This is a genomic window from Paenibacillus wulumuqiensis (assembly GCF_000971965.1).
In the GTDB taxonomy this organism is placed as follows: Bacteria; Bacillota; Bacilli; order Paenibacillales; family Paenibacillaceae; genus Saccharibacillus; species Saccharibacillus wulumuqiensis.
The window spans coordinates 100,604-118,327 of record NZ_LAQP01000016.1 but is presented as its reverse complement, the minus strand read 5'-3'; the positions used below and the strand labels follow the sequence as shown (position 1 = coordinate 118,327).

The 17,724-nt window shown below is 48.7% G+C and carries 14 protein-coding genes; 13 read left to right on the top strand and 1 reads right to left on the bottom strand.

What is annotated here, in order from left to right:
* Positions 1 to 255 precede the first annotated feature (255 nt).
* From WH45_RS18895 to WH45_RS18850, 10 genes are all read left to right on the top strand, one after another.
* Positions 256 to 933 (top strand): Na-translocating system protein MpsC family protein, encoded by a 678-nt coding sequence (locus WH45_RS18895; protein ID WP_046215974.1) that lies wholly within the window; start codon positions 256 to 258, stop codon positions 931 to 933.
* Between the two features lie 131 nt (positions 934 to 1,064).
* Entirely contained in the window at positions 1,065 to 1,448 is a 384-nt protein-coding gene (locus tag WH45_RS18890) for a response regulator (protein ID WP_046215973.1), read from the top strand.
* Between the two features lie 69 nt (positions 1,449 to 1,517).
* Entirely contained in the window at positions 1,518 to 2,195 is a 678-nt protein-coding gene (locus WH45_RS18885; RefSeq protein WP_046215972.1) for a Na-translocating system protein MpsC family protein, read from the top strand.
* A 222-nt stretch (positions 2,196 to 2,417) separates the two neighbouring features.
* The gene (locus tag WH45_RS18880; RefSeq protein ID WP_046215971.1) at positions 2,418 to 3,092 is read left to right on the top strand and encodes a Na-translocating system protein MpsC family protein; all 675 of its coding nucleotides are present in this window, start codon (positions 2,418 to 2,420) and stop codon (positions 3,090 to 3,092) included.
* Between the two features lie 160 nt (positions 3,093 to 3,252).
* The gene (locus WH45_RS18875) at positions 3,253 to 3,645 is read left to right on the top strand and encodes a response regulator (RefSeq protein ID WP_046215970.1); all 393 of its coding nucleotides are present in this window, start codon (positions 3,253 to 3,255) and stop codon (positions 3,643 to 3,645) included.
* A gap of 249 nt (positions 3,646 to 3,894) precedes the next feature.
* The gene (locus tag WH45_RS18870) at positions 3,895 to 4,536 is read left to right on the top strand and encodes a deoxynucleoside kinase (protein ID WP_046215969.1); all 642 of its coding nucleotides are present in this window, start codon (positions 3,895 to 3,897) and stop codon (positions 4,534 to 4,536) included.
* Entirely contained in the window at positions 4,514 to 5,185 is a 672-nt protein-coding gene (locus tag WH45_RS18865; RefSeq protein ID WP_046215968.1) for a deoxynucleoside kinase, read from the top strand. The genes WH45_RS18870 and WH45_RS18865 overlap by 23 nt, the downstream gene beginning before the upstream one ends.
* 321 nt (positions 5,186 to 5,506) lie before the next feature.
* Positions 5,507 to 6,019, top strand: coding sequence for a type IV pilus modification PilV family protein (locus WH45_RS18860; protein WP_046215967.1), 513 nt, complete (start codon positions 5,507 to 5,509; stop codon positions 6,017 to 6,019).
* A complete protein-coding gene (locus tag WH45_RS18855) occupies positions 6,003 to 6,689 on the top strand; it encodes a prepilin-type N-terminal cleavage/methylation domain-containing protein (RefSeq protein WP_046215966.1) in 687 nt (228 codons plus the stop codon). The genes WH45_RS18860 and WH45_RS18855 overlap by 17 nt, the downstream gene beginning before the upstream one ends.
* Before the next feature lie 15 nt (positions 6,690 to 6,704).
* Complete coding sequence (locus WH45_RS18850; RefSeq protein ID WP_046215965.1) at positions 6,705 to 8,666, top strand: hypothetical protein; 1,962 nt, start codon at positions 6,705 to 6,707, stop codon at positions 8,664 to 8,666.
* A 206-nt stretch (positions 8,667 to 8,872) separates the two neighbouring features.
* Here WH45_RS18850 and WH45_RS22980 read toward each other — a convergent pair whose 3' ends face one another.
* Positions 8,873 to 13,387, bottom strand: a complete 4,515-nt coding sequence (locus WH45_RS22980) for a DUF5057 domain-containing protein (RefSeq protein WP_052723857.1) — start codon at positions 13,385 to 13,387, stop codon at positions 8,873 to 8,875.
* A gap of 328 nt (positions 13,388 to 13,715) precedes the next feature.
* On the opposite strand from WH45_RS22980, the gene WH45_RS18840 reads away from it, so the two are divergent.
* From WH45_RS18840 to WH45_RS18830, 3 genes are read left to right on the top strand one after another with little or no spacing between them, the layout of a single operon-like run.
* Positions 13,716 to 15,380 (top strand): GspE/PulE family protein, encoded by a 1,665-nt coding sequence (locus tag WH45_RS18840; protein ID WP_046215964.1) that lies wholly within the window; start codon positions 13,716 to 13,718, stop codon positions 15,378 to 15,380.
* A 38-nt stretch (positions 15,381 to 15,418) separates the two neighbouring features.
* Positions 15,419 to 16,468: a type IV pilus twitching motility protein PilT gene (locus WH45_RS18835; protein WP_046215963.1), complete on the top strand. Its 1,050-nt coding sequence runs from the start codon at positions 15,419 to 15,421 to the stop codon at positions 16,466 to 16,468.
* Positions 16,468 to 17,676: a type II secretion system F family protein gene (locus WH45_RS18830; protein WP_046215962.1), complete on the top strand. Its 1,209-nt coding sequence runs from the start codon at positions 16,468 to 16,470 to the stop codon at positions 17,674 to 17,676. Before WH45_RS18835 ends, WH45_RS18830 begins: the two co-directional genes overlap by 1 nt.
* Positions 17,677 to 17,724 lie beyond the last annotated feature (48 nt).

Genomic DNA, 17,724 nt, shown 5'->3' with positions numbered 1-17,724 from the left:
CTTACGATACAGTTCGGTTACTTCATATATTCGCCGATTGATAGGATGGTTTATAATTAGATGTGGAAGGTTATATAAGATGAGGCTTTTTTAAAGTTTCTTTCTTTTTCTCGTGGATAACGTATATTTACCTGATAAATAGGCGTATACTCGTATTGAATACTCATTTCCGATATTTTATCGGATATATAGGAGACGTGTCCTTATTAGGGAACGGGTATATCCTTGTTTTCATTCTGGTCAGGAGCATTTCCATTGGATAAGAAAGAAATGATTAGCCGCGGAACCAGTTATATTTCTAAGCTGCTGCGGAGTCGCTTTGGAAAAGGGCCTCAATCGGTATATATATATTTGTCAGAATACTGTATCATTATTCATCTCAAAAACTTTATGAGTCCGGTGGAAGAGTTTCTGCTGGATCAAAAGGAAGAGCGTGCTTTCCTGTATACACGGGAATTAATTATGAAGTCCCTGCTGCCGGAATTAAAACAATTTTTTCGGGATCATTTAAATCTGGACGTGAATGAGTTATATTATGATTGGGGGATGCATAACGCGTCCGGGATCATTGGCGGGTTGTTTGATTCCAATTATGGTGAAGCGCCGGATTACTCAGGTAAGCAACAGCTGCATGAATACATTCTGGATGCTACCACACTGGTCCAGAAAAAAGCTGCTTTTATCGACTCCTGGTGGGTCAACCCCAGAACGCTGGTCATCTTTCGAAAGGGTATAACCGTACTGCTGGAAAAAGAACTGTTGGATCTGGGATATGAAAATGAGTTGAGATCCGCTAAGCGTAGTCTGGAAAAGAAAATTTTGTTGGAGTATGCCGATTTGGACCCTATACTTCACAAAGATCTGGAAGATATTTATATTGACTGGAATTTTGATACAGATCATAGCATGTTTGTATATACGTTTGCAGAATAATTCCATTTGAAAAATAAAATAGGGATTCGGTAATAATTCAGACATAATGCATGCGCTGAAATTAGGCCGGGGATTGAGTTCATTGTAGAGAACTCTTTCTTCGGTCTATTTTTTTGAAAGGATGATTAAGAGTGATACAGGATAAGAGCGCCGTTCTCTATATTGGTAGTGATCGGATTAACCTGGCTCTGCTGCAATTATTGTTCCGCAAAAAACTGTCCGATTTAACTCTGCTGGAGACAGACGATACATTCAAAGGGATAGAGATTGCCCACACTCATAAGCTTGCATTAATTATGGTCGATATTCAATTTCCGGTGGCGAACAATTATGATATCCTCTCTATTCTGAAATCCTGCCCGGATACAGCAGCTATCCCCATCTGGGCGATCAGCGCCTGTGCCTTTAACGAGGAAATAGCCAAAGGAATACAGGCCGGATTCAACCGTTATATTACCAAACCGATTGATCTGAAAACATTCATACAACGGATACGGATGGATATAGCAATCTAGTCATGCAGATATATCCCAACTGAATAACGGATGTATCCTACCAATTTAGCTGGGAGTGTGTAATAGTCATTGAACCACAAAAATATAATCACCCAAGCCACCAGTTATACTACCAAATTACTAAGGAACCGATTCGGCAAAGGTCCGGAGTCAGTCTCCATTTATCTGTGCGACCGGTGTATTGTTTTGCATCTGAAAAACTTCCTCAGTCCGGTAGAGAAGTTCCTGCTTAGCCAGGAAGAAGAGCAGGCTTTTCGCCATACCCGTGAATTAATTATGAAGTCACTGCTGCCCGAGCTGCGAAGCTTCCTTCATGACAAGCTGCAGCTGGAAGTGACTGATATGCATTACGACTGGGGACTGTATAATGCTTCCGGAGTCGTCATCGGATTGCTGCAGAGTGATCTGGAACTAACACCCGATTATGAAGGCAAGGAACTGCTGCATCAGCAGATTATCCGGGCGACCAGCGAGCTGCAGAAGCCGCCGGCCTGGATCGATTCCTGGTGGATTAATCCCAAAACATTATTCGTTTTTCGCCAGGGCCTGACCATCCTGCTGGAAAAGGAATTTATCGGTCTCGGTTATGAGAACATGCTGCGTATGACCAAAGGAAAATTGGAAAAGTCTCTGCTGGAGAGCCATGTACAGGTAGAGCAGATTTTCAAGAAAAAGCTGGCCGATCTGTATGTCGACTGGAGCTTTGATCATGATCATAGCATTATTATTTATACATTTCATAACTAGCTCTTCGTGTAGAGGGATACAGTTCTCTTGGATGACAAAACATTAAATTTTATGCATTTTATGGTCCGTTTTACCTGTTTACTGGAAAAAGATCGATATCACCAATTAGTTAAGGTATACTTAGCGTGGATCACTCAGATCTCGGAATTGAATATTCCAACGCCGTAACCCCGGTGGATAATGAGTTATCTTTTTCTTATTTTCCTAAAGGGGGTATACGCATTGAAATATAGACAGTTCGTCAGTCAGGCCACCAGCTTTACGACCAAGCTGCTGCGTGAACGATTTGGTAAAGGACCGCAATCGGTGCATATTTCTCTGAATGACCGATGCATTATTTTTCATCTGCGGGAATTTATCAGTCCGGTAGAGAACTTCCTGCTGAATCAGGAAGAGGAAGAAGCGTTCCGTTATACGCGCGAGCTGATTATGAAGTCAATGCTGCCGGAGTTGAGCGCATTTCTGGAAGAGAATCTGGAGACGAAAGTAACGGACATGTATTACGACTGGGGCATGCATAATGCTTCCGGGATTATTGTCGGTCTGCTCGATGAAAATTGGAAAGAAACCGTGGAATACGACGGTTGGGAATCGGTTCATGCGCAGATCACCGAGCTTACCCAGTATATTCAAAAACCGCCGGAAATGATAACTTCCTGGTGGGTCAATCCCAAAACATTAGTCATCTTTCGACAGGGTATACTCATACTGATTGAGAAAGAACTAATCGATCTGGGACAGGGCAATCTGCTCAAAACAGCCAAACGCCGGCTGGAAAAGCGGATGCTCGTGCAGGAAGTCCAGCTGGAGACCGTACTGGACAAAAAAGTCGCTGATCTGTACGTCGATTGGCGATTTGATCAGGATCACAGCCTTATTGTTTATGTTTTTGAATAATGATAATAAGAGATTGGAATAGTGCGATATCAAATTGAATAGATACGGTAATATACCAGACATTTGATGCGCTGAGATAGGCCGAAGAGAACGGGAGCAATAAGGTTCCTTCTCTTCGGCCTTTTATTTTATTAGATGGAATAGAGAGAGGATGAACTAATTGAATTCAGCTCTGAAAGAAATTTTATATATTGAAGATGATCAGCTGAGTACACTAACCATGCGCCATATTTTCAAGAAAAAATTTCCGGGCTTAAAATTAGTAGAGGCTTCTACAGCACAACAGGGGATTGAACTGGCGATCAGACGAAGACCGTTTCTGATTCTGGTGGATATTTTGCTGCCGGATATGAGTGGATATGAGAGTCTGAATTACCTGCAAACCCATGAAAAGACCCGCCTTACTCCGGTCTGGGCAGTAACTGCCTGCGCCATGGACAGCGATATTCGCAGAGGGATGGAGGCGGGCTTTGAAGGCTATATTACCAAACCGATTGATATGAAGCGATTCATCCAATTAATGAATATCCATGTCATTAATGTAGAAGTCTGAATCAAAGAGTCGTACGCCATGACAGCAGTTGCAGCTGCTGCATAGGCTTATAGTATAACTCTTCCCTTGTTATTCGTATACTATCTAGAGCTGGATCACCTATTTTGTTAATATATAGCAGGAAGTCTGATCAGAGAGCAGACTTCCTGCTATTATTTTAGATAAATACATATCGTCACAAAAACATTTCGTGATACAATACATAAAGTCTATTAACGAACATGTGATACAGGAAGGACATTCATACCCATGATACAACCCCCGTTTATCGCCGTGGAAGGCCCGATCGGCGCTGGCAAGACTACCCTTTCTTCCATGCTGGCAGAAGAGTTGAATCTCCCCATTATCAAGGAAATCGTTGAGGAAAATCCATTTCTCGGCAAGTTTTATGACAATATCGATGAGTGGAGTTTCCAGCTGGAAATGTTCTTTCTCTGCAATCGGTACAAGCAGCTCGAAGACACCGGTGTGCAGTACATTTCTCGCAATCAGCCGGTTATCTCGGATTATCATATTTACAAGAACATGATCTTTGCCGAGCGTACGCTCAAAGGGGTCAAGCGGGACAAATACCGCCAGATCTACCATGTGCTGACCGATGATCTGCCCAAGCCCGATATTATCATCTATATTCGTGCAAGCCTGGATACCCTGCTGGCCCGGATTGAGAAGCGTGGCCGCGTTTTCGAGGAAGCGATGGATACGGCATATCTGGAGCAGCTGATGGCGGATTATGATGAAGCGATGGCTTCGATCGCCGTGCGCGAGCCGGACACGAAGATTATTACCATTGACGGAGACAGCATTGATTTCGTGGAAAACCGGGAGCAATTTGATCATATTGCCTCTCAATTAAAGGAGCTTATACATGAACGAATACAACATACCTGATAATGCACTGATTACCATTGCCGGAACGGTAGGTGTCGGCAAATCCACGCTGACCGCAGTGCTGGCTGAACGCCTGAACTTCAAGACTTCCCTCGAGAAGGTCGATCATAACCCTTATCTGGAGAAGTTCTATCATGACTTCGAACGCTGGAGCTTCCATCTGCAGATCTATTTCCTGGCTGAACGCTTCAAGGAGCAAAAGCATATTTTCGAAGCCGGCGGCGGTTATGTACAGGATCGCTCGATCTATGAGGATACCGGCATTTTCGCCAAAATGCATGCCGACAAAGGTACCATGTCCGCAACCGATTATGAGACGTACACCAGCCTGTTCGAGGCGATGGTGATGACTCCGTATTTCCCGCATCCGGATGTGCTGATCTATCTGGAAGGCAGCCTGCCGTCCATTCTGGCCCGTATCCAGCTGCGCGGACGTCAGATGGAGATCGAGACGGATGTATCCTATTGGGAGCAGATGCATGAACGGTATGTATCCTGGATCAGCGAGTTCAATGCTTGTCCGGTGCTGCGCTTGAATATTGACGAGTACGATGTGAATGATCCGGCGTCCATGGACAGCATTCTGTCCCAGGTCAGCCGCATTATTGCCGAATCCCGTCAGAGCAAGCTGAACGGTACACTGGCATAACGCAGCATGGCAGCCTACGCTGTCCAGATACAGATACAGATACAGATACAGATATAGATATAGATAAGTCTGCGCTGCCAGTCCAAGCTAAAATCATACCCATACAGTAAGCTGATCATATTGAAGATGATATTCACGGCCTGTTCCTACAAGGAGCAGGCTTTTTTGTTATCCAATAATGTCTTCGGCTGAATAACAGGGTTACTTGCTAACTTTTGCGACTATAGACCTAAATAATATGGTCATAAACGCCGAATAATTAAATAGCTAAGTTTTTTGAACATGAGTCTCAGTCGACATATTCAACCAAAGGAGTCCATTATGCGTAAAGCTTTCAAGGAGGAGCAAGGATTCACACTGATCGAAGTGATGGCTGCAATCGTAATTCTGTCGATTGTCTCCCTGGGCCTGATGGCTTACTTCAGTAATTCGCTCTCTTTTTCCAAAAGTAATGAGAACAAGACCGTCATGGTGAACCTGGCCCGCAGTGCGCTGGTCTATGCGGAGAAGCAGGATTTTGACAAATGGAAAGCCTATCTGGAAGACAATAAAGCGATACAGGCAGAAGGGTGCAAAACGGCGGACAGCTGCAGTAAATACGCCCTGCTGACAGACGACACCGCTGCGCTTTCTTTTATATTGAATCCGGTGATCAATGGCATAACCTATAAAGTGTCCATCAACTCCCAGCTTCAAAGCCAAAATACCGGCTCATCGAAAGAGGCTTCTCCCTATCTCATGCCGATCCAGGTAAAAGTAAAGGGGCCCGATATCGAGAGCCGTCAGGAAGATACAGTAGTGGAGGGATATATTACGGATGAGAAGATTCGTTAAGCGGCTGCGCAGCCAGCAAGGATTCACACTGATCGAGATGCTGCCGACTTTGCTGCTGTTGACAATGATCATGACAGCTGTATATGCAGTCGCTACTTTTGGGATGCGCAGTTACAGTCAGATCAATACAGAGAACCGGCTGCGGGAGGAAGGGGATATCATGATGTCCTCGATTATTACGCAGCTGTATACTTTTACCCCGGATCGTGTCAGACAGCTGACTGATAACAGCGGTCAGCCTGCAGGTATCCGGCTGGAGAAGAATGGTGACAAGCCGGAGAGCAAAGACATCTACATTTGCGGTGGGAAACTCTATCTGGGGGCAAAAGTTGAAGGCATTCCGCTGCAGCTCAACATACCTTCGTGTACAGACAGCGAGGCAGCGGCTCCGGTATCGGGCGGCAATACGGCACAGCTGTCACAGCCAGCCAGCACACCGGAGTCATCGGCCGTAGTGAATACGGCGCAATCGCCGGGTATAGATGCCAATCAGCCCCAATGGGTGGAAGCACAATCCCGCCTGGAGGAAGGCTCCATCATCGAGATTGATAACAGAGAGGGAAAAAGCGTATACGAGAGCGGCATTATCAAAATCAATCTAAATCTATCCCATTCGATCATGGGTGGAGATACGGCACAGACATCGCTGGAAAGCAAATTCGGATTCTAGAAAGAAGGAAGCATAATGTTCCGTAACGAACACGATCAACCGCTGGATAAAAGGCCTTTCTGGCGGCAGGAGCAGGGATCGGCACTCGTCATGGTGATGTTCATCGTGCTGCTGCTCACCGTACTGGGAGTCGCTGTGCTCAGTGCGACAATCGGCGGGGCCCAGCGTACCGAGTTGCGCGAGAATGATGTGCAGAGCCTGCATCTGGCCCAAAAGTCGCTGGATGAAGCGATAGCCTATATTAGCCAGGAGCTGGATCGCCATCAGGATATCGACCCTGTGAAATTAAATGGTGTGCTAAAGGGAATTCGGGATGACCTGCAGGCACAGATCAATCAGAAGAAGAGTACCGTGCATACGGAGCTGAATCAGACAGGTTCAGCGTCAGCCCGCCTAACGAATATTCAATATGTGGATAAGGATCTGATGGGATCGACAGAATCTCCAACCCTGTACCATATTACATTAACTGCTCAAGCACAGGTGAACGGTGTCACCCGTACACTGCAGCAGCAGGTAACGATAGATACTTTCCCTGAATTTCTGAATTATGCACTCGGTTCGGAGAGTAATCTGACCCTGAATGGTGCTCCAGCGATTACCGGCAATATCTATTCCGGCAAACTGCTGAAGCTGAGCCGCAATGCGGAATATCGGTATAACGGCAGCGGAGAGCTCAAGCAGGCGACCATTTATCCGTATCTGTTCCCGGATGGAGAAGCGTATGTACAGTCGATCGATTCCATTCTCAAAGAAGGCATACCCGTCAACGCCGATACCCGCAGCACCGCGAACACGCTGAATGAAGCGCTGGGTATCCCGCTGGAAAATGTCATGATCAAAAACAATAAAAAGTTCGTTCAGATCAATCTGGAAGAGACTACGCTGGATAAGGTGACGGAAGCGCTGAATGGCACTTCCAGAACAGATGTACAGCAGTGGTACGAAGAGGAAAATCATAGCTTTGCCGGTCTGGTCGGTACCATCGCAGAAAAGGCGAAACAGCAATCGGCAGCTGATCCGACGGGGCAACCCGGCATGATCCGGGTGGCTGTCAGACCTGTGCCACCTGCCAATCCTGCCAAGGATGCCACAGAAGCGGAATTGCAGGATTTTGAGACCCGCAGCCGGTTATATGAGAAGCAGATGACCGAACTGGATGATACATTCAAAAATATGCAGGATTCCATGCTGTTTGACGGTAACCTGGAGCTGGATGGAGTGACCTTCGAGCAGATTAACTACCCGGATAAAAATCCGAAGGACTCTGCGGAGAATTCCGTAAATAAAGAATTCAAAAAGTGGCTCATCGTACATGGCGATCTTATCATTAACAATACGCTGGATACGCCTGTACAGATTAGAGCCAATATTATCGTCACCGGCAAAATGATTGTTAAGGGCAAAGCCGATATGGATGCGACCATCTATGTGATGAGTCCTGCTGCCACTGCTGCAGCTTCAGGCGATTCGACAGGTACCGGCAATCAGCCGTCTTCATCAGCGGTCTATACCACCATCCTGCAGGATGCAACAATTCGTGATCTGGACGACAAGGAACTGGTACTGATGTCCAAAGGCGGCATTTTATTAAACCGGTTTGATGCTTTTAATAACACGATGATTGGCAATGATTCCAGTATGAAAAAGATTAGAGGTTTCTTTTATACCGAATCTTCAGCCTGGTTGTATGGAGTAGGCTCGATCTTTTCACTGGAGGGTGGATTTTTTGCCCGCGGTAATCTGACGGTCAATGCAGTAGCCGGAACAGCATCGGCAGGCGGATCGTCGATTCAGTTTAACCTGTCCAGCAATCATCAGGACAGCCGCTTCCAAGTAAAATATGACGATAAAATCTTCACCAAACAGCAGCCTTCGGGACTGCCAAGGGTCAAGCAGGTCAATATTCGAGTAGGCAAGCTGGAATTGATCAAGAACGAATCCGATTCGAACAAGAAAGAGGACAGCAGTTCATAACAAGAGTGGACCCTTGGATCAGGATAGCATAATTTATTTGATACAGAATACAGAATACAGAATACAGAACGTCAAAAAGAGCAGGAGTACTCATCCGGTGATACGGATTAGCGCTTCTGCTCTTTTTGGTATTTATGCTTTTGACGTGGTTTGTAATGATCAGGACTGCTGTAACTGCAGCAGTCCATGATGATCGCTGAAGCCGATCAGTATCGGTCTCCATTGATATTCGGATCATTATTATCTGTAGGGTTGTCCGGATTCGTCGTGCCGGACAGCACGATAATGCCAATCGTAACAGGCTTTACATCCGGTTTGCCGGTGTAGGAGAGGGTGACGGTTGTATAACCCGGACGGATCGCCTGGATTACGCTGCCGCCCCTGATGATCGGTTCCTGCCCGGTAGAGCCGGAGTGTTCGAATCGAATACTTGTCTGATCGGCAGGCATGCTCCAGGCCAGATGATCCAGCAGGGTAGAGATATCCACACTTCGCGGACGATAATCAAATCCGGAGATGCTGTTATCCATCAGATCAACGGTATTTCCGACATTCATCCGTATCGGTCCCTGCAGAATAAGTTCACGCAGTACCGGGTGGATGATAACCTCGATAGCCGCCTGCATCCCTCCGGAAGATACAATAACGTTGACTTTGCCCGGTTCCTTGCCGGTCAGTGTAACGCTGGAGCCGGTACTCGAACTCAGCTCAGCACTGCCTGGATGGGCTGCGCTGTCCGCACCGCCGGAACTTCCTGGACTGCCCGCATTATTCGAACTGTCGGTACTCGCCGGGCCGAGAGACCAGGTGAATGCCGGAGCCGGGGTAACGCCGGCAGGATCGGTGACAGCGGTTAGTGTAATCTTTTCGCCGTCATTCATGGCGGATGGACCATCGATGCGGATATTAAAAATCCATAATGTGTGCTCTGCCGTATACGTGCGTCCGTTGGCAGTCGTTACGGTGGCAACCACCGTATATTTGCCCGGCTGCTGGCCGGTGATGGATGCCTGCCATGGATTGGCCGTGTTGACGGTAAGGACAGGTTTGGCAGATGTACCACTGCTGCTGTCTTTGACAGACCAGGTGACACGGGCTTTTTCATCGGATGGATTCAGGATAGCCTGAAGCGTACCGACCTGTGCAACGCCGATAGCGGCAGGCCCCTGAATGGACAACCCCGGCTGTATAACGGTCACAGCAGCTCTGTACGTAATATTGCTGCCGTCGGTTGAACGGATTTCGATGAATGTCTTGCCCGGTGCAAGTGCCTGAATGGTTCCATTTTCTCCGCTCGGAGTGACTGTGACCATCTTGGGATTGGCAGAGGACCAGTTTAACACTTTGTTATTGGCGTCTACAGGGGAGACGGTCGGAATAAGCGTTTTCTGATCGCCGACCAGCATCGATATATCTTCCAGATACAGTGTTTTTACTTTGACAACCGAGTTGAAAATAATATCCGGGAAAACAATAGTCACTCTGTCTTTCTCATCTGGTGCCGGTGCAAGGCCTTCCACATCAACATCGTAGAACGGAATGGACGACGATCCATAGCCGGTCCCTGTCATGGAGGCTCCGATCAGGGAGCCTTTGATACTTCCTCCAAAGTTCAATGCCGCATTGGGTGCCAGCACGGAACCGAGTACTCCGATATTGTTCAGCTGCAGGCTGGAGGCCTGATTAAAGTTATACAGGATATGCTGGTAGGTCGGGCCGTTAACGGTTAACCCGCCGCTTATTTTGACATGTGAGCCGCTGACATTGACCAGTACATGGGAACTGGCTGGCGCATCAATGACTATCGAATTGGTGCCATCTCCCAGCTGGGAATCGGCGACCTGGAATATATTGAGTTCGGGGTCTGTACCGGTTAGCGTCAGCGTAGAGTAAGATTTGGTCACCGAGCCTTTGGCGGGAAGGGCTGCGAGATCGTTGGACATGCTGCGCAGCTTGGTACCCATGGCGTCAAAGTCAATCGGTGTTCCCTGTACGGCCGTATAGTCCGTATACTCCGGCTTGCTGATCGTATCTCCATAGACGGCTTTGCCTTTGTAGACAGAACCGCTGCTGACGGTCAGGTTCTTGCCAGCGATAAGGACCGGTGTGCCTTTGGCATTATCGCCCAGCTCTGTACCGATACTGAAGCCGCCGGGCAGATTGACATTGCCTGCACCGGCTACTCTTCCTGCTGTCGAGAAGCCCGAACGATCCATTGTGATATCGCCAAGGATCAGCACGCTGTAATCTTTTAGATTGCCGAGCGCTGCAATATTACGGGTAGCGCTGTGGATATCCGCATAATTCAGCTGGGCATTCACGAGATTGTAGGCTCCTTTGCCGACAGGTGTCAGGGTAAGTCGGAACTTCACCGCAGGCTGGTCTTCCGGCATTACGGGAACATAGGACTGTACGCCGCTTTGGCCGGATAGTCTGTATTGAATATCAGGCAGCGGCATGGTGAGCACATATCCTGTGGCTGCCGTGCCTTCTTTGGTCATGCCTTCCGGGAGAGTGCCTGTAATCTCCAGCTGAGGAGGCAGCTGCTCCTTGTATTGAATATTGGAGATGACCAGTTTGCTGGATGCCTGTTCCTCCGGATTCACAGACTGGTAGCTGACCGGCTTCGGTGTAACCGAGTATTCGATGGTCAGCGGTGTATTCTGTTCGGCTTCTCCGTTTTGTACACCGGAGATAATCTCACGATTGGTCAGCAGATTGGCTTCGGCTCGCTCGATCGTAAAGTTGACCGTTTTGGTCGCCAGCGCGCCCTGCTTGTCTTTGACCGTAATCTCAATCTGCAGTGTACCGCCTTCCGGCAGCGGATTCTCGAATGTTTCGTTGATAGCCTGACCGGACAAGACGGTCTTTTCCGGAATGGACAGGTCGGTCAGCACTTTGCCGTTATGCTTGAATTTCACGCTGGCTGTCAGATTACGGTCTTTGAGATCCCAGTCATTGGCAGTATAGCTGAGTACAAAGTTCTTCAGGTACGAAGGCTTGGTGCTGCCGTCCGCAGGTGCGGTGACGGTAATCTCCGGTGCATGATTGGAGCCGATAAAGGCGCGGTACATCGTATTGACGAATAGTTTTTGCTCCCATTCCGGGAATCCGGTATTGGTATGACCGGTACCGGAATACGTAACATTGCCTTTGGAGTACGTATAGTAGTGATTCCAGCTGTCCTGTACATCCCGATTGCTGCCGGTAATGTTATACCAGGACACCACTTCAGGATCTTCCAGATCCAGGGTGAAATATTGGTCATGCGTCTGATTGATCTGTCCTATATAGCCATTGCTGTTGGACGGAGGCTGACTGAGATCAAACGGATACTCTGTCAGCAGGCCTTTATTCACTACAGCCGTGGTTCTGGATTTGTTGGGTGCATTGAGACCGATATTTGTCTTTGGCGCAATCTGGCCGGAGTCGGTCTGGAAATACTTGAGCCATATTTGCGAAGCGGCGTTATTTTTGTCAAACACCGTATCATGGGTAAACATCACTCCCTGTCCGGAAGCGATAAACTTGCGTATAGCTGCCGCCGATGCGTCATTGAGCGGAGCAAATTGATTATATTGGTCGCGGAACCCCAGCACGATCATGTCATAGGTTCCGTTCAGATTCCGATACACAGTTGAATTGAACTCTTCAAACGTCTTGACGGTAATATCCAGCTGGTAATCTGTTCCTGCCAGATAGGATGGCTTCATATTGGCACTGTTCAGCAGACTGCTGTTACCGCTGGACTTGCCGTCCGATGGCAGCACCTGAAGTACGCGGACAACGGTCTTCTCATCCTGATACCGGATTACACCCGTCGTATAATTTTTGAGCGCGGTGCCTGATTGACGGTTGACGATCTCCAGTTTCCAGTAGAGTAATCCCGAATAGGCCTTGGGCAGTTTGTAGCTCAGTGTTCCCTGGGTGCTATTGAGCTGCTCGGTTGCTACCAGCTGGTCGCTGCCCATTTTCAGAACCTTATCAATTCCGAGGTACAGATTGGCCTCCACATTACCCTCCGCCAACCCCGATACATTGCCGACATTAAAATCAAACCTTAGTTCCTGGCCTTGCCTGTAGACAACGGATTGGCCTGCAGCAGTCTCATAGTCTGCCGGCTTATTACTGACACTGAGCTGCGGGCGCTGGGTCATTATTTTATAAAGACTGGAATTGGTATCTTCCATCTGGACGGCCAGCGGCGCCAATTCCTCATCAGCGATGAAGAATACATTAAAAGGACGCGCCGTCGTATCCTGATAGGGAGAGAAATAATCATATAACAGATGGGCATTCTTGCTGGTAGCCGGCTGATTGAGCAGTGCCTTATTCAGGATGACCGGCAGTCCTTTCTCGATGTAGTTATCGATAATATCCCTGGCTTTGAGCTCGGTAATATCGTTCATGATGCCGGTCGTATTATGATCCTGACCCTGTACACCAGTCGTATTGTACGTACCGCCGCCGATATAGATAGCATCATATTTGCCATCCAGCTCTTCACGCATCGCTACAAACTGCTTCATGCGCATGGTGGTGACGGTGAAGTTGGAGCTGTTCTGAAGCTTCTCCTGCAGCGGGAACTTGCCATTATCATTAATCTCCAGAATGTGAATCTGATAACGGGTAGATGCCCCGGCGATCATTTGTACAAGCGGGATCGCAAGCAAGCTCAACAGGATGATGGAAAGGAATATTATTGCACTTTTGGACCTCAAAGACAAAAACCTCCAATTTTTTTAAATTTCAGCTAAATTATTGAGTCTAAAGTCCGATAAAAGTAAATAGGTAATTTACTTAATATATCGGTTGCTAAATATTATTTATAATATTAGAATAAATAGGACTTAAATAATAGGACTATTTTATCAATATTATAAAAAAGTGGTTCTTTAGATGTTGAGTGAACAAATTCGATATCCGGAGCTGAAAATACAAAAGCTTATCTGGGAGAAGTGCGGACACAATGGTAAGCGGCTGAAGGTCCCAAGTGAATACTGTGCAACATGCAGCCTCTGACTATGCCTGATGGAGTTGAGACAACAGATGAAGATAATGAAGAAAAAGCTGGGCGATCTTCTTTTTGAAAATGGACTTATTACCGAAGAGCAGCTCAATCAGGCGCTGGAGGAACAGCGCAAATCCAAACGCAAGCTCGGTGATGTACTGCTGGCACAGGGATATATTACAGAGCAGCAGCTGATCGAAGTGCTGGAGTTCCAGCTGGGGATTCCACATGTCAATTTGTTCAAATACCAGATTGATGCGGCTGTCACCCAGATTATCCCGGAGAGTATGGCCAAGCGTTATCAGGTGCTCCCATTTATGAAGGATGGCAGCAAGCTTATGGTAGCGATGGCAGATCCGCTGGATTATTTTGCGATTGAAGATCTGCGTATGAGTACGGGCTTCCGTATTGAGCCGGCCATCTCCAGCCGGGATGAATTGCAGCGGGCTATTGCTCATTACTACGGCCTGCGTGATTCGATGAGCCAGATGATGGGAGAGCTGCCGACGACCGAAGAGATTGAGGAAACCGAGATTACGGATGAATCCTCCCCGGTTGTGCGGCTGGTCAACCAGATGATCCAGCAGGCGGTTCATCTGAGAGCCTCGGACATTCATATTGATCCGAGTGAAAATGATGTCGCGATCCGCTACCGGATCGATGGTCTGCTGCAGACCGAACGTCATGTACCGAAGCAGATGCAGGGCTTTATCACGGCTCGTCTGAAAATTATGTCCCGGCTGAATATTGCCGAACGGCGTCTTCCCCAGGATGGCAGAATCAAGATGCAATTCGATCTGAAAATGGTCGATATTCGTGTATCGACGCTGCCTACCATGCACGGCGAGAAGATTGTAATGCGTCTGCTGGATATCAGCACCGGCGTCAAGCCGCTCGAACAGCTGGGCTTTAACGAATATAACTCCAGGCTTTTCAAGGAAATGATCGATAATCCCTATGGCATTCTGCTCATTACCGGCCCGACGGGAAGCGGCAAGACGACTACGCTCTACTCGGCACTGAATGTACTGAATGTGGAGAGCACCAATACGATTACGGTGGAAGATCCGGTGGAATATCAGCTGGAAGGGATCAATCAGGTACAGGTGAATCCGGCGATCGGGCTGACCTTTGCCTCGGGACTGCGCTCGATTCTGCGTCAGGACCCCAACATTATCATGGTCGGAGAGATCCGGGATAATGAGACTGCCGAGATCGCCGTGCGTGCTTCCCTGACCGGTCACCTGGTACTGTCAACGCTGCATACGAATGATGCGGTAAGTACGGTAATGCGTCTGCGTGACATGGGAGTGGAGCCATATCTGATCGCTTCGTCCCTGATCGGTGTGGTCGCCCAGCGGCTGGTACGCCGCATCTGCCCGGACTGCAGAATTGCCTATACGCCGTCAGAGCAGGAACGAATTCTGCTGCACAGTCACGGTATACAGACCGAGCAGCTGTACAAAGGCCGCGGCTGTGGCAACTGCAATCATACCGGTTACCGCGGACGGGTAGCGATTCATGAAGTACTCAAGGTGGATAAGCGGATACGCCAGAGTATTACGGACAATGCCTCTGTGGAAGAAATACGGGAAGCAGCGCAGGAACAGCAGATGATTACGCTTGTAGAAGATGGCCTGCACAAAGTAGAAGAAGGCATTACAACGATTCAGGAAGTCATGCGTGAGACCGTCTCTTATTAACAGGCTTAGATTCAGCGTAAAGGAGGGAAGATGCACGAATGGCCTCAACCACTCATAATATCCACGAATTACTCGACAGCATGCAGCAGCTGGGGGCATCGGATCTCCATCTTTCGGTTGGCTCTGTGCCCATCATGCGGATACATGGCCAATTGACCGCACAGTCCGAAGAACTGCTGACCGCGGAAGATACCCTGGCAGCAGCCGAGATGCTGCTTACTGAAGAACAGCAAAATCATTTCCGGGCAAAAGGAGAATTCGATTTCTCATATTCTCTGGGCAATACGGCCCGTTACCGGATCAATATATACCGGCAAAAAGGGTCTGTCAGTATTGCGATCCGCCTCATCACGAGTCAGATTCCGACGGTGGAGCAGCTGGGGCTGCCGCCTCTGCTCAAGACGCTGACCGAGAAGCCGCAGGGGCTGGTCCTCGTAACGGGTCCAACCGGAAGTGGCAAGTCATCCACACTGGCAGCGATGATTGGACATATCAATCGCCACCAGTCCCGGCATATCGTAACGCTGGAAGATCCGATTGAGTATGTGCATACCCATGGCAAGTCGCTGATTAACCAGCGCGAAGTCGGCAGTGATACGGCCAGCTTTGCCAGCGGGATTCGGGCAGCGCTTCGGCAGGACCCGGATGTACTGCTCGTCGGGGAGATGCGCGATCTGGAGACGATCTCCGCTGCAGTGACTGCGGCAGAGACCGGCCATCTGGTGTTCGCGACTCTCCATACGACAGATGCTCCGCAGACGATCGACCGTATTATTGACGTTTTCCCTGCGCATCAGCAGGGACAGATCCGGATTCAGCTGGCGGCTGTACTCAGTGCAGTCATTTCCCAACGGCTGCTGCCAACTCTATCCGGACGCAGCCGGGTATGTGCAACCGAGATTCTGATCAATACGACAGCTATCGCCAATCTGATCCGTACGGAGAAGACGCATCAGATTCGCAGTATGATGCAGACCGGACGTTCATCCGGGATGCATACGCTCGAAATGAGTATTCGTGAACTGATGCAGCAGGGGCAGATTAACCCTGCTATCGGTAAATTGTATCTGCCCGAGGTGAGTGTCTGATGCCGCAATTTGAATATCAGGTACGCACCATTAACGGCAAACAGCTCAAAGGCACATTGACCGCAGCGGATAAAACAACCGCCATGGACGAACTGCGCCGGCGTGGCCTTACCGTGTTCTCGCTGAATGAACAGCGCAAGACACTCATGACGACCGAGATCTACATCGGCAATCCGGTCAAGACGATCGACTTCATCGTGTACTGCCGGCAGTTCGCCACGTTAATCCGTGCAGGAGTGACGATTCTGGATGCGACACGCATCCTGGCCGAACAGACCGAGAGCAAAGTGCTTCGCAAAACGCTTCACGAGGTTCATTCCAAGCTGATGCGAGGGGTCGCCCTGTCGCAGGCGGTGCAGGAATCACCCAAAATCTTCCCGAGATTGTTCATCAGCATGATTCGTGCGGGTGAGGAGTCCGGTGATCTGGAGGGTACGCTGGAGCGGCTCGCCGTTTACTTTGAGAAGCGGCATGTTACCCGCGAGAAGATCAAGTCTGCGCTGACCTATCCGATTACCGTCGGTATTCTGGCTATTGCCGTCACCGTCTATCTGCTGGTGGCGATCATTCCACAGTTTGTCGATATGTTCGAATCGATGGATGCCAAGCTGCCGACGATCACCGTCGTCATTCTGGCACTGAGCAAAAGTATCCAGCAGCAGTGGTATTTCTGGGTACTCGGGCTGGTCATTATCATTGCAGCTTTTGTTATACTCAAGCGCTCTGAGCGCGGTGCCTACTGGATCGACTATGCCAAGCTGAAGATTCCGGTGTTCGGAAGACTCAATCAAAAAGGCTCCATTGCCCAGTTTGCACGTACACTGTCATCGCTGTATGCCAGTTCGGTCCCGGTGCTGCAGGCACTGTCGATCGTAACGGAAGTTGCTGGCAACAAGGTAATTGAGCGGTATCTCAATCAGGCGAGCGAATCGCTGCGCCGGGGGAATGCATTATCCGATCCGCTCAAGAAATCCTGGGTCTTCCCGCCGATGGTCACCCAGATGATCGCTATCGGCGAAGAGACCGGATCGCTTGACCAGATGCTCGGCAAAGTGGCGGATTTCTACGAAATGGATGTAGAAAACACCGTCGACCGACTCAAGTCGCTGCTCGAACCGCTGCTGATCGCTTTCCTAGCAGCTGTCGTCGGCATTATTGTGGCAGCCATCATGCTGCCAATGTTCACACTGTATGATTCAGTAGGTTAAACGCGGTGAAGTACGTATCCGCGAATGGACCTGCTTTGATATCAATAA